The organism is Sphingobacterium sp. JUb56 (assembly GCF_014191365.1).
GTDB lineage: Bacteria > Bacteroidota > Bacteroidia > Sphingobacteriales > Sphingobacteriaceae > Sphingobacterium > Sphingobacterium anhuiense.
This window is the reverse complement of record NZ_JACHWL010000001.1, coordinates 1063424-1081653: the sequence shown is the minus strand read 5'-3', so window position 1 is coordinate 1081653 and position 18230 is coordinate 1063424. Positions and strand designations below refer to the sequence as shown.

24 protein-coding genes are annotated in these 18230 nt (G+C 33.7%); 6 read left to right on the top strand and 18 right to left on the bottom strand.

From position 1 onward, the window contains the following. The first annotated feature begins 4 nt into the window (after nucleotides 1-4). Complete coding sequence (locus tag FHR29_RS04255) at nucleotides 5-784, top strand: GLPGLI family protein (protein ID WP_183912576.1); 780 nt, start codon at nucleotides 5-7, stop codon at nucleotides 782-784. A gap of 322 nt (nucleotides 785-1106) precedes the next feature. Here the strand turns inward: FHR29_RS04255 and FHR29_RS04250 are convergent, their stop codons facing one another. From FHR29_RS04250 to FHR29_RS04235, 4 genes are all read right to left on the bottom strand, one after another. Continuing rightward, nucleotides 1107-1556, bottom strand: a complete 450-nt coding sequence (locus tag FHR29_RS04250) for a nuclear transport factor 2 family protein (protein WP_183912574.1) — start codon at nucleotides 1554-1556, stop codon at nucleotides 1107-1109. 248 nt (nucleotides 1557-1804) lie between these two features. Then, on the bottom strand, nucleotides 1805-2746 hold the full coding sequence (locus tag FHR29_RS04245) for an Rpn family recombination-promoting nuclease/putative transposase (RefSeq protein WP_183912572.1): 942 nt from the start codon (nucleotides 2744-2746) through the stop codon (nucleotides 1805-1807). Between the two features lie 207 nt (nucleotides 2747-2953). Further along, the gene (locus FHR29_RS04240; RefSeq protein WP_183912570.1) at nucleotides 2954-3403 is read right to left on the bottom strand and encodes a nuclear transport factor 2 family protein; all 450 of its coding nucleotides are present in this window, start codon (nucleotides 3401-3403) and stop codon (nucleotides 2954-2956) included. Nucleotides 3404-3698: 295 nt separating this feature from the next. Then, nucleotides 3699-4091, bottom strand: coding sequence for a hypothetical protein (locus tag FHR29_RS04235; protein WP_183912568.1), 393 nt, complete (start codon nucleotides 4089-4091; stop codon nucleotides 3699-3701). A 187-nt stretch (nucleotides 4092-4278) separates the two neighbouring features. Here FHR29_RS04235 and FHR29_RS04230 point away from each other — a divergent pair, with 187 nt between their 5' ends. The 3 genes from FHR29_RS04230 (at nucleotide 4279) to FHR29_RS04220 (ending at nucleotide 6027) form a co-directional block, all read left to right on the top strand. Further along, nucleotides 4279-4605 carry a hypothetical protein gene (locus FHR29_RS04230; protein WP_183912566.1) on the top strand — a complete coding sequence of 109 codons (327 nt, stop codon included), beginning with the start codon at nucleotides 4279-4281 and terminating at the stop codon, nucleotides 4603-4605. Between the two features lie 8 nt (nucleotides 4606-4613). After that, nucleotides 4614-4844 (top strand): hypothetical protein, encoded by a 231-nt coding sequence (locus tag FHR29_RS04225; RefSeq protein ID WP_183912564.1) that lies wholly within the window; start codon nucleotides 4614-4616, stop codon nucleotides 4842-4844. A 175-nt stretch (nucleotides 4845-5019) separates the two neighbouring features. Beyond that, nucleotides 5020-6027 carry an energy transducer TonB gene (locus FHR29_RS04220; protein WP_183912562.1) on the top strand — a complete coding sequence of 336 codons (1008 nt, stop codon included), beginning with the start codon at nucleotides 5020-5022 and terminating at the stop codon, nucleotides 6025-6027. Here the strand turns inward: FHR29_RS04220 and FHR29_RS04215 are convergent. The 8 genes from FHR29_RS04215 to FHR29_RS04180 form a co-directional block, all read right to left on the bottom strand. Next, nucleotides 6022-7386: a hypothetical protein gene (locus tag FHR29_RS04215; RefSeq protein WP_183912560.1), complete on the bottom strand. Its 1365-nt coding sequence runs from the start codon at nucleotides 7384-7386 to the stop codon at nucleotides 6022-6024. The two genes, FHR29_RS04220 and FHR29_RS04215, sit on opposite strands and share 6 nt — an antisense overlap. 394 nt (nucleotides 7387-7780) lie before the next feature. Next, the gene (locus tag FHR29_RS04210) at nucleotides 7781-8065 is read right to left on the bottom strand and encodes a hypothetical protein (RefSeq protein WP_183912558.1); all 285 of its coding nucleotides are present in this window, start codon (nucleotides 8063-8065) and stop codon (nucleotides 7781-7783) included. 183 nt (nucleotides 8066-8248) lie between these two features. Further along, the gene (locus FHR29_RS04205; RefSeq protein WP_183912556.1) at nucleotides 8249-8572 is read right to left on the bottom strand and encodes a DUF3592 domain-containing protein; all 324 of its coding nucleotides are present in this window, start codon (nucleotides 8570-8572) and stop codon (nucleotides 8249-8251) included. A gap of 623 nt (nucleotides 8573-9195) precedes the next feature. Further along, entirely contained in the window at nucleotides 9196-9714 is a 519-nt protein-coding gene (locus FHR29_RS04200) for a hypothetical protein (RefSeq protein WP_183912554.1), read from the bottom strand. A 378-nt stretch (nucleotides 9715-10092) separates the two neighbouring features. Continuing rightward, the gene (locus FHR29_RS04195) at nucleotides 10093-10785 is read right to left on the bottom strand and encodes a HEAT repeat domain-containing protein (RefSeq protein ID WP_183912552.1); all 693 of its coding nucleotides are present in this window, start codon (nucleotides 10783-10785) and stop codon (nucleotides 10093-10095) included. Nucleotides 10786-11052: 267 nt separating this feature from the next. Next, on the bottom strand, nucleotides 11053-11373 hold the full coding sequence (locus FHR29_RS26805; RefSeq protein WP_183912550.1) for a flavin reductase: 321 nt from the start codon (nucleotides 11371-11373) through the stop codon (nucleotides 11053-11055). Between the two features lie 263 nt (nucleotides 11374-11636). Further along, complete coding sequence (locus FHR29_RS04185; protein ID WP_183912548.1) at nucleotides 11637-12569, bottom strand: Rpn family recombination-promoting nuclease/putative transposase; 933 nt, start codon at nucleotides 12567-12569, stop codon at nucleotides 11637-11639. A 199-nt stretch (nucleotides 12570-12768) separates the two neighbouring features. Next, a complete protein-coding gene (locus FHR29_RS04180) occupies nucleotides 12769-13218 on the bottom strand; it encodes a nuclear transport factor 2 family protein (RefSeq protein ID WP_183912546.1) in 450 nt (149 codons plus the stop codon). Between the two features lie 331 nt (nucleotides 13219-13549). Between FHR29_RS04180 and FHR29_RS04175 the strand changes: the two genes are divergently transcribed. Together FHR29_RS04175 and FHR29_RS26755 are read left to right on the top strand one after the other, a co-directional pair. Next, nucleotides 13550-13945, top strand: coding sequence for a hypothetical protein (locus FHR29_RS04175; RefSeq protein WP_183912544.1), 396 nt, complete (start codon nucleotides 13550-13552; stop codon nucleotides 13943-13945). A 112-nt stretch (nucleotides 13946-14057) separates the two neighbouring features. Next, complete coding sequence (locus FHR29_RS26755; RefSeq protein WP_183912542.1) at nucleotides 14058-14708, top strand: DUF3885 domain-containing protein; 651 nt, start codon at nucleotides 14058-14060, stop codon at nucleotides 14706-14708. A 311-nt stretch (nucleotides 14709-15019) separates the two neighbouring features. Here FHR29_RS26755 and FHR29_RS04165 read toward each other — a convergent pair whose 3' ends face one another. From FHR29_RS04165 to FHR29_RS04140, 6 genes are all read right to left on the bottom strand, one after another. After that, nucleotides 15020-15448, bottom strand: a complete 429-nt coding sequence (locus FHR29_RS04165) for a hypothetical protein (RefSeq protein WP_183912540.1) — start codon at nucleotides 15446-15448, stop codon at nucleotides 15020-15022. Further along, the gene (locus FHR29_RS04160; RefSeq protein WP_183912538.1) at nucleotides 15432-15641 is read right to left on the bottom strand and encodes a hypothetical protein; all 210 of its coding nucleotides are present in this window, start codon (nucleotides 15639-15641) and stop codon (nucleotides 15432-15434) included. Before FHR29_RS04160 ends, FHR29_RS04165 begins: the two co-directional genes overlap by 17 nt. Nucleotides 15642-15960: 319 nt before the next feature. Next, the gene (locus FHR29_RS04155; protein WP_183912536.1) at nucleotides 15961-16326 is read right to left on the bottom strand and encodes a hypothetical protein; all 366 of its coding nucleotides are present in this window, start codon (nucleotides 16324-16326) and stop codon (nucleotides 15961-15963) included. 55 nt (nucleotides 16327-16381) lie between these two features. Continuing rightward, the gene (locus tag FHR29_RS04150; protein WP_183912534.1) at nucleotides 16382-16924 is read right to left on the bottom strand and encodes a hypothetical protein; all 543 of its coding nucleotides are present in this window, start codon (nucleotides 16922-16924) and stop codon (nucleotides 16382-16384) included. 172 nt (nucleotides 16925-17096) lie between these two features. Further along, nucleotides 17097-17660 carry a hypothetical protein gene (locus FHR29_RS04145; RefSeq protein ID WP_183912532.1) on the bottom strand — a complete coding sequence of 188 codons (564 nt, stop codon included), beginning with the start codon at nucleotides 17658-17660 and terminating at the stop codon, nucleotides 17097-17099. A gap of 119 nt (nucleotides 17661-17779) precedes the next feature. Beyond that, on the bottom strand, nucleotides 17780-18226 hold the full coding sequence (locus FHR29_RS04140) for a nuclear transport factor 2 family protein (protein WP_183912530.1): 447 nt from the start codon (nucleotides 18224-18226) through the stop codon (nucleotides 17780-17782). Nucleotides 18227-18230 lie beyond the last annotated feature (4 nt).

Genomic DNA, 18230 nt, shown 5'->3' with positions numbered 1-18230 from the left:
TAAGATGAAGCCATTATTATTACTCGTCATTTTGTCTTTCACAAAAATCACCTCTATAGTAGCTCAAAATCAAAGTAGCGAAAATCTAATTATTTATGAAAGAAGTCTTAATATGCATGCATTTATAAAAGCACAGAACAATTCAGATCAATCTATACCTATAGATCTAAAAATTAACGAGTATAGAAAAACAAACCCTCAATTTTTAAAAGTTAATTATAAACTAGAATTTGATAAAGATCATTCTTTCTTTCAAGAAATTAAAAATTCACAAAATACAAATGGGGGAATTTATGAACAATACACTGAGCTTCAAATAAGAAATACGATATATACAAAACATGCTGATAGCATGTATCAAATCGAGAAAGAATTGTTCAATAACAAATTTTTCATAAAAGACAAAAAAAAACAAATACGCTGGAAAATAACAAACGAGAACAGAGAAATTTTAGGATATACCTGCATTAGAGCAAACGGTGTTTTAAATGATTCTATCTATGTTGTTGCTTTTTTTACTCCATCTATTCCATATGATGTGGGACCGGAATGTATTGGTGGATTACCTGGAGCGATTCTTAACCTTTATTTACCAGATGATAACGTATCTTACATTTCTAAAGAAATTAATAATATAGCTATTGGTACTAGCGGGAATCAAGCATTTATCAAAAATTTTCCAAAACATACAATAAATTTCCAACAATTTCAAGAACAGGTTTATCCGCTAATAGATAAGCTTTACGCGGGTAAGAAAAGAATAAAAAGATTGATAGAGCTTTAACTGGGTGTTCCGCGATAAAGTACATCAATGATTCCGTTGCAAAGTACCCTTTTTTTATGAAGTTGCTTAGAAGATTACTTTCTCTTTGTTAGTATCCGGTCGACGAACTACACATTTGATTGTTTGATGATTTGTTTATAATTCTGCAGGAAAAGGCCTTTTAAGTTTTTGCAATTTATTGATATATTTAACTTCCATTTTTATTTCTCTAAATATTTAAAATTAATCAACATTTAACGAGCTTTATATTTTTTTTAGATAAAAACAAACAAAGCCACATCTCTCGACGCGGCCTTTACTAAACATATGAAATTTACTTAACTTACTTATACGTGTTGATAGATTGGGATACTTTCCAGTTGCCACCATCATTAACCAAGGTGATCAAATCGGTCTTGGTAAATCCTTCGAATTGTTGAGTCACTTTTGCTACCATATAGTCACTGGATTGCTCAACAATGGTAGTACTGGTTTTACAATTTAACTGCTCTCCTTTTTGCTTTTTCAAGAAGGAAATTACTTCTGAACGGCTATTGATCCTATTTGTTGAGGCCTGAACTTTCCGATTAAAATCTGATGTAAACAATTGCTCTACTCCTGCCGACTGTCCCTCTGTTATAACTGCTACATAATGATCAATGGCTAGATCGGCTGTGGATAGATTGACAACCGCTTTTTTGGAGTTGTCTCCTACTGGTTTGCCTGCTGCAATAGTGAATGTTGATACTGCGATCAAGGCTGCTGCTGCGAATGTTTTTGCTAAAGTGTTCATAAATATCATTATGTTATATTGTTAGTTTATTGTTCTTAATTGTTGATTCAAAAGTAGGGTGTAAATCGTTCCTACGCTATGGCAATTAGACTAAACCAACTAAAAACTCGGTGAATGGTGGAAATGGCTAGGTGAAGTGGTTGAACCTGGAGTGGAGTTATTCCGCTGTCCCCCACTTGTCCATAACAAAGGCACAAAAAAAACCGCTTGGTCATCCCAAACGGTTCTGTATATTTTAGAACACTGTTCTACTTCAGTTTTTCGATCTCTTCTTTGGAAAGACCGGTACCCTTAGCGATTTGCTCTACAGGTAAACCCATCTCTTTAAACCTCAAAGCTGTTTCAATGGCTTTCTTATGCTCGCCTTCAGCTTTTCCTTCAGCAAGTCCTTCAGCTTTAGCTACTAATGATGCTTTTTTAGCTTCTTCCAATTGCTTTTCTAGTCCTCCCAATTGTTCCTCTAATCCTTCTTGATACATCCGCACTGCTTCAGCATCCCACTTACGTTTTAAACTAATATCATACATAGTCCGTTCCTCCTTTGTCAATTTTGCGTAGCTGGCCAACTGAAAGAAGCGTTGAAATACTTCGGAATTCATAATCCTTGGCAGGGTCTTTAACGTAGACATATTCTTGAGCATAAAGAATACTTTGTCCAGTTCGTCTTCAACCTCAGCTTCGCTTTTAACAAAGTTAATCAATTCCATATAAATAAACCCAAATCCTTCATAGAAAATTTGTCCTGAATCTCTATGACACAGGCAGGTATCGTGAAAATAGGTTTTATGATCACCTCCCGGCATATGAAAACCGTCCATCAGGACAATTGTATAAACCTCGGGAATGGCATACCCCCAGGCTTTACGGTTCCCTTTGGGTGCTGTGTCTGAAATGACCTTGCTGGCATAATACAGCATACGTTGCTTCAGGTTGGTCTGTGTACTGGTCTGCATCTCGATGATGATCTCTTCTCCTGTACTGATCTGGACTACAAGATCAAAGATAACTTTGCCGATCTCTTCGGTCGCTCCGATACGCTCGGTATCCCGATAAGTAAGATCTGTGATGATCTTACGACCACGAAAGATGATGTTTAAAAAGTTGATCAGGTTGACCTTGTCTCCGAATAACCGCTTGAATCCTTCATCGGTGGTTGGATCAATAAATACGGGTTCTGCATGTGCTAACATAATTTTAGGATTTACTTAAATAATCAATTACATAAATCAAATATGATAAAAACTAAAAATATTAGCCGATTATTAAACGTTTGTAGTCGTTTGTAATCGTTTGCTGTCGGCTAGCAAAAATTGGATCAATATTTCGAGATACAGTAGAAAAAAGAAAAGCCACATCTCACGACGTGGCTTTAACTAAACATATGATTAAACAATAAATTACTTATAAGAGTTGATCGATTGGGATACTTTCCAGTTACCGCCATCATTAACCAATGTCACGAGATCTGTTTTGGTAAAACCTTCAAACTGCATGGTTACTTTGGCGATCATATAGTCACCAGACTCCTGTACGATTGTAGTATTGGTTTTACAGTTTAACTGCTCTCCTTTTTGTTTCTTCAAGAAGGAAATAACTTCAGAGCGGCTGTTAGTTTTATCTTCTGATGCCTGTACTTTCTGGCTGAAGTCTGTTGTAAACAGCTGCTCTACTCCTGCTGATTGTCCTTCTGTCATAACCGCAATGTAATGATCAATGGCTAGATCTGCTGTGGATAAGTTGACTACTGCTTTTTTAGGGTTTGCTACCTCTGGTTTGCCTGCTGCCATAGTGAATGTTGATACTGCGATCAAGGCTGCTGCTGCGAATGTTTTTGCTAAAGTTTTCATAATATCTTTATGTTATATTGTTAGTTTTTTGTTCTTAGTTATTGATTCAAAAGTAGGGTGTAAATCGTTCCTACCCTATGGCAATTAGACTAAACCAACTAAAAACTCGGTGAATGGTGGAAATAGGTAGGTGAATCTTTCTAAACTTTTTTGATTGGAAAGGAATTGTGATTAAATGTAAACCAAAAGTTGAGTTTATGAAATACTGCGATGGATTGGCTAAACTTTTTTGTAAATTAGATTCATAAATACAAATGTAATCGGTATACAAAAAATCAGACGTTTTATTAAAATCTTAATGCTTTATTTCGGATTTGATCATATCACAAAACAAAAAAGTAAAATCTGAATAATTTTTTTTGTCTTTAAGGATTTCAATATTAAAAACGAAGGGATCTGTCCATTGTTCAGTTGAATCTATGATGCCCCAAATCATTACTCCTTCAAATGTTAATATATCATTATTTGTTGTAACGCGAGTTATGAGACTGTCATCGATCCACTTCTTTTCATCCCAATCAATATGATATTGTTTTAAGAGTGACTCAAGTAATGCCGCTAATAGAAATGACGTGTCTCCTAATTTCTTATTTTGATACATTAACAATGTATCAAAATGTTCACTTTTTTCAAGGTACATAATTAGCTCTTCAAGTAACATTTCGAGAATTTCTTTTACTGATTTCATATAGTATTGCCCTAAGAATTTTTCTATTGATTTTATTAGATCCTATTTCGCTCCTTGTCTTTGACCTTGCCCCATATCTGCTCCCATTTTAGAAGTTACTTCAATTCGCTTTTTAAGTCTTTGATTTAGCTCTTTTAATGTTAGTTCAGCGGAGATCTAAGCGATATTAAACGGATCATCATAACTAATGTCCTCCTCCCCAAAAAGTGGCCATTTTAAAAGTATAGAATTCGGACCAGAATTACTAATTTTAAATAGGAGTACTCAAAATGAAAAAATCGAAGAAAGTTATGCTTCGATGAGCTCGCTTCGGTCGGTTACCGAAGCACAGATCCGCTTTGCTCTCAAGCAGTCCGTAACCGGGCACCGGATGGAGGAAGTCTGTCGCAAACCGGGTATCAACGGATCAACATACTATGTTCATAATCTGCACATTGTCAACCTAGACTATGGTCATTGGATACAGCAAGAAAAGCCAGATGAAACCTACCCAATCAATTTTAAAATGCCTTGAAAAACAAAATGCTTAATAAAGAGAGTGTCCTCAAAGCCGAACAGATTAGAGACAGTGGTTGGAAAAAAAATTATCAGTCCAAACAATCTGTTTGGCTTGATTATGACTCGAAAAAGTCTAATCTTCATTCATTAAAATGGAGTGGAGCTGTTGATGAACCGCTGTGCTTAGGCTGGATTGACGGGACAACAAAGCGAAAATTATATAGATTTGCTATTAGCAAACCTTTTATATGCTAAACAAAAATCCAAAATAGATACGCCGATCCTGAAAAAATCTGCTTAAAGAAGAGAAATCCATATTTGGATTTAGTAGTAATTCAGACAACTTCACTAAAAAAATGCTGAAATACTTTTGCTGAAAAATGACAAGTTTTCTTTATATTTAAAAAACATAAACTGATAAATTTACCAGATGAAATATTCATTTTTTAACATTAACAAATGTATAGTATACTTCATATTACTTTTCTTTGCTATCCCTACAAAAGCGCAGGAAACTATTGTTACCTACATGAAAAAAAATGGTGGATACACGGCAAATAAAGATTCTGCTGATTACACAAATATACTCCGCCTTATTCCTAATGAAGCTGGAGTACATGAATTGAATGAATACTATCCTAACGGAAATCTAAAGCGACATGGTTGGGTCAAAACAACTGATCCAAAACGGTTATACTTTGAGGGGACCCTAGATACATACTATGATAATGGCTCCTTAGAATCGAGTACAACTTATGTAAATAATAAATTGGCAGATACCGTAAAAAGATATTATAACAATGGCATTTTGAAAGAAAATAGAATTTACTTCAATCTAACAGAAGCACCTAACGAGTTCTTATCGACTGATATGAACAGTAGATTAATTTATTATGCTGATTCTACAGGTACCGTTCAGATAAAAGATGGTCATGGTAAGGTAGAGCTAAAAAATGGTCAAGATGTAGAACGAGGAAGTTATTCGGGAGGTCTTCGAACAGGCTATTGGGAAGGTTCATTTATAAAATCAAAATATCAATTTGAGGAATGGTATGAAAATGGTGTTCTGACAAAAGGAACAACAACCGATAGTCTAGGAAAAAAGCATCCTTATGAACAACGTGAGATACAACCGGAATATAAAGGTGGAATACCAAAACTGATGATGTTTATAGCACAAAATTATGAATTTCCAAATGAAGCATTAAAAGCTCAAGTAAATGGTCAAGTAATGATTAGCTTCGTAATAGATACAACGGGTGTACCAGTTGATCTTAAAATAATCAGTGATCTTGGTTATGGAACAGGACAAAAGGGAATTGATGTCGTTAAGAAGGCTAAAGAATGGATTCCCGGATACAGAAGAGGTATTCCGGTGCGTGTGCAATATTTTATACCAATCAGGTTAAATTCACATCCTGCTCCAAACAAATCATAGTATCCTATTTTGCATCTGCTTAAGAATAACCTGCATTTGACGGCTAAGTTCTTTATTGGGTTTGTAATAAAGTATTGCTTGCTGCTGTTCGAACTCCGCCTGGGCATAAAAACCTACTTGATATAAGAGTCTGGCCATTGTGTGATGATATCTTCCACTATTTGGATATAGTGAGATTACTTTTTGTTGCCATCGAATAGCATCAAAAAGTGCATTAACATTATTTTTTCCAAATACCAGAATTTGCTCCGAACCATAATTTAAGTTCCGTGCCTGCTCGTCTTTAATGTACTGAAGACCTACGTTTGCAGTTTTCATATAAAGCGCATTATCGGCACTGTCTAGAACAAAACTCCGGCGGAAGTCTTTTGTCTGCCGAGAAGCCGCAAAATCTACTCTTGATATGGAATCTGGCTCAATCCTATAAAAACTATTATCATAATAGTCTTTTGCCATCGAAACATAAGAAACGGAATCTTTCATAAGGCGTTTGTACTCTAAAGGATAAAATCTATGTGAAATTTCTCCACGTAAATAATTTGGCTTCCAGGTAGTATAGCTAAAATAACCAATACTTTCAGCTAAAGAAAAATCCTTTTTATTCAAAGCTTCTCTAAAAGTTTGTTGAATGATCCTGTTATTTATTTTCACCCGCTGCGGCAACGGCAAGGTTGAATACAGGCTATCAACCATCTTGCTATTCGTTCGCGCTAAGAGATAATTTTGACTATTATATACTGGGCCGCTACTGAGCAAAAATATAACGGTCTCAAAATTATTTAATTCCTGAACGGTTAGTTGCGCAAGATAATCACTTAGTAACTGCTGATCGGTATATAAGTCTAATGATTGATATTGCGTGAGTAATGTTGTCAATAGCACTCTATTTCGCATACCTTTCCGATATTGTTGTGTCAGCTTACCAAGAGTCTCGCCTTTGGCAAGGGTATGAACAGAATCGATTAGACGAACTAAAGTCTGTTCATCTTTTATTGGAAAATTGTGTCGTAAAATAGGAATACCATCCTTATCGGTAAAGAGATATATTGGAGAACTAAGAGAAAAAATCTTATTTAAGGGATGATTAAAATCATCTCGTTTAAGCTGGACAGTTCCTGTGACAAACTGTGTTTGCAATTCATCTATCATCTTTTGTGAAATCTGATTTTTAAAAGGTAAAAACTGATCCCCATTATTATGAATGACAAGAAACATTGGTTTGTCACCTTGTTTTGCTTCATTTAAAAGTTCGTTGTAATTCTTATCCTCAGGAAACTTAGATTGAGCATTCACTGTAAAGATAAAAAAACAGCTTAAAAAGAACAAAAATTCAGATTTATAAAAATGATGAAAGCTCATGTGTTTATATGATTAAAAATTACAATCTAATATATAAAAAACAATCTTTAAATAGCAACGATTTTTTTTTAATTATAAAACTAATTATTGCAAGAAAAATCAGAGGAAATTATTTAATCCATTTTAAAATGGTTAGAACGACAAAATGCTTCATAAGGTGGTATCCTCAAAGCCGAACTGATTGGAGACAATGGTTCGAAAAAAAACATCAGTTCAAATAATCTGTTTGGCTTGTTTATTATGCAAAAAAGTCTAATCTTCATTCATTATGTTAGAGCGAAGCCGTTGATAAAGCACTTTGCTTCGGATGGAGTGGCAGCACAAAAAAACAATTGACGAAGTTGTAAAAAGTGCAGAGCAGAATCGTAATTACGCTAACGAAACTTAATGAAGACTAATTATCTCTAATTCCATTTTCATAATGATAATGATCTTGACTTGCACATGTAAATTGTTGGATAAAATTTGGCATCAGTTGAGATTCTTTTTTTACATTGAAAAAACTATTAAATAATGCCCAGTCGTACACTCCTTCATCAATTGGATATTCTGTTAAAACTCCTGATAATTTATATCTATCTATCCATATTTCTGCCTTTTCAATTGAAGTAAAAACCCCACTTGAAAACCTTCCTCCTTCACCATGAAAAACCCAAATTGTCTTTAACCTATCATTCATTTTTTTATTGATTATTGTAATTAAACAGCAGCTTCATATGCTAAAATCTTTACCAAACGATAGCCGTTGACAAACATTGCTCCAACTTGTATACCTAAATTATGCTGGCATCTGATTCAATGTCAAAAGTAAATAATGTTTTATTATTACTGTTTTCAGAATTATAACTGGAAAGCGAGAATTCTAGTGAATTTTCTTCAAAATGAAATCGTCGGTATCGTCTTTATTATAAATTACGATTACCTTTTCTCCTATTTCAAAATATGAAGGGTAAGTTCCGACAGAATATCTGCGTCTGACGTTCTCCTTATCCAAAGTTTGATATCTGACTACTGGATGGTAAACACTGATTCTACTCCAGCGATCAAAATCTAAATCGACAATAATTCCTTCTGTTCTTAGTCCAATCTTTTCTAACCTACGTTTCTGCTGTGTCCTCGAAACCAGTACATATACTATTACAGTACTGATAAACAGAACGAAGACTACAGTGGTAAAATCATTCATTTCCATTTAATTTTTGTTAATTACTTTATTAAACCTATTGTTGAAATAATTTGTATTAGCTTCTTTAAACTGATTAGTTGCTTCTACGATTTTTTAAAGGTTCACTTTTACATTTAAATAAAAGTTTCCCCATTTACTCCAAACGGTTATTTCATTTGAGGATTTTACTCTACCATTCATATCATGAAGTAATTGGAGGTGCGCGATGATAGTAACACCAACAGAAATAAGTACAAGATTCTTTCCATAATTTAGTCCGGATTTCCTTAAAACTATATAGATATTTTAGAAATCATCTACAATATAAACTGAAAATCAAAGATTAAAAAATGAAAAGCAAAATAATGATATACTTAGCGATAGCGCGTAATGCTATGTAATCTTATTTTGTTCATTACACTAGAAATCGCAAAGAGATGAAATGCGGGAAACATTCGGTCTTTATTCGAGACTGCTTCGCCCCTTATTCGGAACGCCTCTACTGTTTCTCTACTCTGCCTATACATTGCCTATACTGTTTCTATAGAGGCGAGGTAGACAAACAGTATACAAACAGTAGAGGCACAGTAGACATTTCCCGAAGCCTTCCCGAACAGCTTGTGAATCATGAGCGAAGCTGACTGCTATGTATGATCTTCCAATAAATATAGATACATACCTTTCATATAATCGGAAAATATTTTTGAATGTCCATACATTTTTTTCAATTTGATTTTTTTCGCGCCGAAATACTCAAGAGCTCTTTCTTTGTTAAAAGGGCCTTCACAATATTTATTAATGCTCTTTTCACAATCAACAACGCACGTATCCAAATGAAAACTTAAAGATTTATTTATGAACCAATAATTTGTATCTGCGGTCAATTTATTAAAAGTTTCTACAGCTATTACGTTGTTATTTACAGCAGCACCTAGGACATGTACATGATACTTACCTGTCGAGTCATAATGTAGATCGTAACTTGGCACAATATATATACCTGCAAAGCAACCACTATTATCCTTCTCCTTACAATAAACCACCACATCATCTTCTTCTCTATCGCCTTTCATGATGTGAAATCCATTGCCTAAATTATTCTTCTCACTATTTGAACACGAAAACAATGTCATAAAAATAAGAGTTGTTATAAATATCTTCATCTTATCAAAATTTTGAGTCACCTACTTTAGGATACTGTGGTCTAAAAATTCAATTATGCTGATCCATAAGGATGTATTCATCATCATGCCGCTCTCGCCAAATTCCAACGTATGTGTACACAGATTTAAGTCACGCTGCATTTATCAGATCAATAATTGTTTTTTATCTGCACTGATGATCCCTCTGGGGTTTCCTTGCTATTTTAAAGATACTTATAATTTATATTATTTATCTGTCATTTACCTTCACAATCGAGCTCATCGCTACGCTCTTTCAGTTATTTTTCACTCAAGTTGGGTAAGCTTCAAAATGTTTAAATAAAATTATATCATTATCCATTGTCGATCTCTCCAGGTCATCTTCATATGGATCAAAACTTATTTTATTATTTTTTTTAATGCTTTTTGAGCTTCCTTTCTTACAAGAGGTTTAGGGTGATCAGTCAATATTGTTATTTTATCTTTTGCTTTTTGTGATTTAATTTTTCCAAGTGCTATTAAAGCGTGAGCAACTACTTCATCATCATTAAGCAAATTTATTAGGACATCTTCCACTTCTGCAGATTTAATTTTCCCTAAAGCGAAAACAAACATCTGTCTTGAAGTTCCGTTTGTTTTATCCTGAACAATTGGTAAAATGCTCTTGACGTCATCTTGAGTAATTGTCATATCTACGGTATTGCCAATAGCCCAACGTAATGAATCATTATCTTTAGGAATTTGGTGATACATAGTGATTAAATAAGGAGTTGCCTTTCCTTTCGCTTCTTTTACAGCTAATGCCCTTATTATTCCTTCTATATTTCTTTCATGATAATCTTTTTGTAGGTGATCTAATAGAATTGGGATAGCATCAGGATATCGTTCATTTGTATTAACCAAATCCCATACAGAATTTATTTTAATTCCTATTGAATTAAGATCGTTCACTAATTGTGCGACCTCCTCTCTTAAAGATTTTTCTAAAGCAATTCTTATTTCTTCTTTTAATTTTAAATCTTCACTAGATTTAAATGGTTTAGTGATTAATTCTTTAAATTTCTCATTCAATTCATGTATGTTCACATTCATGACTATCTATTTAACTGGAATATGTTTATGAATTATTTTTCCTGCATCTATTAAAGTTTGTAATGGAGCAGAAATAGTAGTATTTGGTCGTGTGATATAAATTTATACTTTCATTTTAAAAAAAAATGAAAGTAGTACTTGCCACTTATTACTTATATCTAAACAGAATCATATAAACAAGCTTTCATGTCCATTTTGAACTTTTCTTTATCAAAATCTTTTACAGCCTTGGGCAGCTTATCTAAATTTGATAAGGACTCCAATATTCTAGTTTTTAAAAGTTCTTGTTAGATAGGTCTGTTGAACCATATTATAGCTCACAATATTAATCACACATTCAGGTATTTCCAAAATGTTTTCAAGCGTATGTTTAGAACTATTATCCCGCGCCCTGCTTGTAACCGAAAAAACACATATCGGAGGATTAATACTGACAACATTAAAAAAACTAAACGGACTTAAATTAATCTTACCGTTTTTATCAATAGTGGATGCGAAGCATATCGGGCGGGGTGCAATGGAAGCGTGCAAATAACTTTGTATTTCCGTTTGCGTTAATGATGAAATATCAAAAGTTTTTAAGCCCATTTAAATTTTTATTAACGTGAGTTTGGAATTAGAAAAGTATACAAAAGATATGGTTTCTGCGTGCTAAATGATTGCCAACAATATATACACTAATACCAAAATCCTGTGCTTAGAAATGAAGTTACAAAAATCTTTGTAAACACTCCTACTACACCATACAGAAAACATTGATCAATGCGATAAAACTACCCACACATCTACAACAAAGGCAAAAAAAAACCGCTTGGTCATCCAAGCGGTTCTGTATATTTTAGAACACTGTTCTACTTCAGTTTTTCGATCTCTTCTATTGAAAGTCCGGTACCCTTAGCGATTTGCTCTACAGGTAAACCCATCTCTTTAAACCTCAAAGCTGTCTCAATAGCTTTATTGTGTTCGCCTTCAGCTTTTCCTTCAGCAAGTCCTTCAGCTTTAGCTACTAATGATGCTTTTTTAGCTTCTTTTTTAGCTTCTTCCAATTGCTTTTCTAGTCCTTCTTGATACATCCGCACTGCTTCAGCATCCCACTTACGTTTTAAACTAATATCATACATAGTCTGTTCCTCCTTTGTCAATTTTGCGTAGCTGGCCAACTGAAAGAAGCGTTGAAATACTTCGGAATTCATAATCCTTGGCAGGGTCTTTAACGTAGACATATTCTTAAGCATAAAGAATACTTTGTCCAGTTCGTCTTCAACCTCAGCTTCGCTTTTAACAAAGTTAATTAATTCGAGGTAAATAAACCCAAATCCTTCATAGAAAATTTGTCCTGAATCTCTATGACACAGGCAGGTATCATGAAAATATGTACTCCGATCACCTCCCGGCATATGAAAACCGTCCATCAGGACAATGGTATAAACCTCGGGAATGGCATACCCCCAGGCTTTGCGGTTTCCTTTAGGTGCTGTGTCTGAAATGATCTTGCTGGCATAGTACAGCATGCGTTGCTTCAGGTTGGTCTGTGTACTCGTCTGCATCTCGATGATGATCTCTTCTCCTGTACTGATCTGCACTACAAGATCAAAAATAACTTTACCAATCTCTTCGGTCGCTCCGATACGCTCGGTATCCCGATAAGTAAGATCTGTGATGGTCTTACGACCACGAAAGATGATGTTTAAAAAGTTGATCAGGTTGACCTTGTCTCCGAATAACCGCTTGAATCCTTCATCGGTGGTCGGATCAATAAATACGGGTTGTGAATGCGCTAACATAATTTTAGGATTTATTTAAATAATTAATTACATAAACTAAATATGATAAAAACTAAAAATATTAGTCGGTTATTAAACGTTTGTAGTCGTTTGTAATCGTTTGTTGTCGGGTAGCACAAATTGGATCAATATTCAGAGATACAGTAAAAAGAAAAGCCACATCTTACGATGTGGCTCTGACTAAACATATGAATTTAACTTACTTATACGTATTGATGGATTGCGATACTTTCCAGTTGCCTCCGTCATTGACCAAGGTAACTAAATCGGTCTTGGTAAATCCTTCAAATTGCTGGGTCACTTTTGCTACCATATAGTCACCTGATTGTTCAACAATGGTAGTACTGGTTTTACAGTTCAACTGCTCTCCTTTTTGCTTTTTCAAGAATGAAATTACTTCTGAACGGCTGTTGATCTTAGCTTCTGCTGCCTGTACTTTTTGATTAAAATCTGATGTAAACAATTGCTCTACTCCTGCCGACTGTCCCTCTGTCATAACCGCAACGTAATGATCAATTGCTAAGTCTGCTGTAGATAGATTGACCACTGCTTTTTTGGAGTTGTCTCCTACCGGTTTGCCTGCTGCCATAGTGAATGTTGATACTGCGATCAAGGCTGCTGCTGCGAATGTTGTTGCTAAAGTTTTCATAATGTCTTTATGTTATATTGTTAGTTTATTGTTTCTAGTTGTTCTTAGTTGTTGATTCAAAAGTAGGGTGTAAATCGTTCCTACCCTATGGCAATTAGACTAAACCAACTAAAAACTCGGTGAATGGTGGAAATGGCTAGGTGAAGTGGCTGAACATTTCTAATTTTAGTTTAGTAAGTATTGAGATTAAAAGGAGAGTTTATCGAAACCAAATTATCTTTTGAAACATTCAGTCATATTGAGAAATGGAATTCAAATTGTAATTAGTAAATTCGTATAGGACACAAACATGTTAATGGCTAGTCATTAAAGTTGAAAGACCTAAAGCAATATGATAAATGATCTCAAAATATTAGATGAATCTCCAGAATATACGTTAGGCTATATTGATGAAGATATAATTTTAGTCAATAAAGGGGAAAAGATAGCTATATGCATTGGAGATATGTATGGAAACCCATATTGTGGATTGATCGTAAACAAAGTATGTATAATCGGAGGTCAACATCTTTTAATCTGGGATAATCATCAAATAACTAAATTGGACACGGTAGGTTATATAGTCCAAATGCGCATTATGAATGATGATATGATCAAGCTTTTAATTGATCCTTGGTCCACGGATGCATCAGTCTGGCAATTGAACTTAAAAGATAGGATACCCTGTAAAATAAGCGATTTTGAAAATCTTAAAAACATGCCATATACAGAAGAATATACTTGGTGAAAGCATAGATTAAAAAAATAATAAATGATTAACTTTTATAAATGGAAAAGTTCTATTTTATAATCAAGCAATATTAAATTAGAGATTTCATTCAGTTACTAAAAACAATTATGTGTCAACAATATTAAAAGAATATAAGCAATTTTTAAGAACCAATTTCAAAGAGCTTAGGCTTAGAACACCTTTGTTCTACAGGTGGGATTTCGGACTTCGCTTTGACTTACAAACTGAGGAAACCGGTACAAACGAATACTTTCAGGAGGTAACAAAACGTGCTTCAACAATTTTTCATTCTGTATTTGACAGTTCTGATAAAGTATTTTTAGTTTATATGGACCATAAATATAAACGGCAGAAAATAAGATTATTAAACTTTACATTTAAGCAAATCGAGAATCTGCAACAGACTGAGATTAGTTATACAAAAGAGAAACGGCTCCATGAACCAAGTGAGAAATTTGACGTTAGAAACATAGCTATTGTTAAACTGACTACCGACCGAATACATCATCAAAATATACTAACAGCAATTGGGAACACCGATTTTCCTCCAAGAAAACCTAGGTTAGACAACAACTCAATTTTCACAAACAAAGAAATTTATTTTATCAACATTGACAAAAAACTAATCTTTCATATGTATGACGACAGAGGCCTTGACCTGATATCAGCTGATAAAGAATCATTAAGGTCTATCTATGAAAAATATAATGACTGGATTCTTGATAATGACAGAGAAAAGATTCAGAAACAGTTTGAATAAATGGAATCTCCATAATTACTTTATCAATGCTGAAAAGGTCTTCTTGAAGAAGAAAAGAAAACCTTTTATTATTTATATCATGGATGTTTTATTAATACTGATTGTGCTATACATTCAATTCTGTTATTCCTGTTTCTGCTATACTTCCAAAGCCTCAGGTTTCAGGATATTGAAAAGCTTAGTGAAAGTGAATAGAATCACGGATTTCTCTCTGCGTGATGCATTCCTCGCAAAGAGTAAGATGCAGGAGATACCCAATGCAAACAACGTCCAATCTTTATGAATTGGGCGTTGTTTGCATTACAAGCCAATTAAGGAACAAGACTATAACCGTCTTCTTCTTTACCAGCCTTATGAAGTAAACGCATATATTCCTTATTTTCTAACGGATAGTAAACTAATTTTATAGATCGTAGACTTTCCGAAACTTTAACTTCCTTCCATTTTAGGTAAAAAATAGTCAGTGTATCTCGATGAAATCGATATACAAATGGGGAGAGTCCCTTCATCGTGTTCAAAGTATCTGATCTTGTTTTAAGTCTATTTATATCCTTTGTGATGACCGTATATTGGTTGTCATCCGTAACACCCCAATTAAGTGTATTGATATAAACTTTTTCACCAGTACTTGACACAAGTTCTTTAGTATTGAGAGTATCACCAACGCTATCACAACTACCGCACAATAGCATCAATATAATAATCAAGCTAAACAATGGTTCATTATTTCTTTGTTCCATAATTAATACCTTGTAAGATTCGACGACCAGAATAAGATTCTTCACCATAGTATGGGGCTGGACCAAAGGATTTCCCGAACATCATTATCAAACCAATATTTTTAATCGACAATTGCCCTTGCTGATATGCTCCAGCTTGCTTCATACAGGTCAGTCCAATAATTTTAAAGTGCTGATGGAGATGCCATAACATTCAATCCGGTTTGTGGATTTAAATAAAATGTTACAGGATTATTAGCATTCCTATATGTCCCCTGAATTATTTGTGTTCCTGATGCGTTAATATGTTTCAAATTAAAATCATTCATTGTTTGATAAAAATCATTAGAGAATTTACCGAATATCTTTTGTGCATTATTAATTTTGTCATTGATCATTAATTAGGCTATCTCTTAATAAATTTGAAATTTAAACAAATTTATTAGATTCGAGAAAATAAATTAAGTATCCTTTTAAGGAGTATGGATTAGGAAAATGCACCGAAACTGCTTAATTTGAGACTTCCAACTTTCTTAGCTGATGAATTGCTTCCTGTAAAATAGTAGAAATAACAATATACTCAAGCCTATTTTAACGAGCATCCAAGTTGCCAAGTCTTGGTTGGTTGCATACCATCCTAAAGCAAACTCTAGGCTAAAAACACAAAATAAGATCAGTAGTCTATTCCGCTTACTTTGTCGAAAAGACAATCTTACAGGAAGAAATAATAACACTACTTCAAGTATTGGAAGAGAAAGCAACATAAATACCGCCAAGAAAAACCCTTCAACGTTAACCCTTCCAAAATCCCATTTGGAATTACCTTCTAAAAAAAGATAGATATAAAAAATTATCCACTTCACCGCGATATATCCACCAAATTTCACAAATGCTCCCATATTTTTATATATGTTATTATGGTAATCTAATATAAAACTAAACTATCATCAATAGCTAGATTTTTTGTAATATGGGGTTCAACACATCATAATCTGACCAATCACCAAAACCTTTAAATTTCAGATTTTGACTCCACGAAACCATGGCTCTACATTCAAAACAGATTTTAGCGATTCCAATACACTTTTTGTCTTTATAAAAAACTAGGATATCACGAAACTCTTGTATGCATGAGGTATCGAAATAATGCTTTCGAACTTTTGAAAAAAATAAAGAATCTATAGGTCTATAAAGAGACTTATTGATTGAGCTATTTGAATATCCTATTTCTTTCAATCTAGGTAGCAAAGAAATATCAACCTGACTGTCTTGCAGTACAGACAGCAAAAGGTTATCTTTCTCGATTTTATTTTGCTTATCCTCCAATTCGCTTATCTTATAAAGATCAATTGCAATCGAATAATGCTCTAATGAATCAAAATTTGAGAATACTAAAGGTGATCTTTCTTCGGTGTTAGATTCGCTATTATTTATACAGCTCTGTACGTAAATAATACTAAATATACTGCAGGCTATAAAAAGAGATGCTATTTTCATATTTATCATTCTCATGTCTATAAACAGCTATTGCTGTTATTCTAATTTTCAAAAACCAAAGCTCTTTTTATCGGAGAGATTCGTTTCTTTCAAAAGTCTTATCATAACATTTAAAATTAGTAATTCATCTCAGAATGCTATACTTTTAAAATGTAATTTTTTGGGGAGGATGTCACCTCATATTGAGAATTCCTAATTCATCACTAAGATCTACCTTTTGCCTCCATTCTGCTTCTTCTTTGCATCTAACATTTAACAAATCGACCTCTTTTCTAGCCGCCTTTAACATTATATATTCATATATGGGGAAATTACCTGCTTCCCATTTTTTCTTATATCCAACCAATCCAAAATCAGTCAGAGCTTCCTCTAATGACAAATAAATACAATCAAATAACTCCTCTGTTTTAATGTTTATATTGAGTAGCTCCTCTTTATACTCCGAATTAGAAGGTGATAATTCATAAATTTTGATATTGATGCAGTAATCAAGTGAATGCATGCTTATATTCCATTTATAATTCACAAAATCGTCCTGCCAAAGTACATCGGTAGAATACGGAAAATAGATACTATCATTTTCTTTTACTATTTCATATATGAAAAAAAACTTGTTAAGTAACTCCTGAAATTTATCTCCATAATTTGAACTATGACCTATTTTTAATCGCTTTGTATCTGATAAAAACTCAGCAACAATATACCCTAATGTTTCAATTTTAAATTTAACTTCCATTTTTATTTCTCTAAATATTTAAAATTAATCAACATTTAACGAGCTTTATGCTTTTTTTAGATAAAAACAAACAAAGCCACATCTCACGACGTGGCTTTGACTAAACATATGAATTTAACTTACTTATACGTGTTGATGGATTGGGATACTTTCCAGTTGCCTCCATCATTGACCAAGGTGATTAAATCGGTCTTAGTAAAACCTTCAAATTGCTGGGTTACTTTTGCTACCATATAATCACCTGATTGTTCAACAATGGTAGTACTGGTTTTACAGTTCAACTGCTCGCCTTTTTGTTTTTTCAAGAAGGAAATTACTTCTGAACGGCTATTGGTCTTATCTTCTGATGCATGAACTTTCTGTTTAAAATCTGATGTAAACAATTGCTCTACTCCTGCCGACTGTCCTTCGGTCATAACTGCTACATAATGATCAATTGCTAAGTCTGCTGTGGATAGATTCACTACCGCTTTTTTAGAGTTGTCTATTGTTGGTTTAGCTGTTGCCATAGTTAATGTTGATACTGCGATCAAGGCTGCTGCGAATGTTTTTGCTAAAGTTTTCATAATA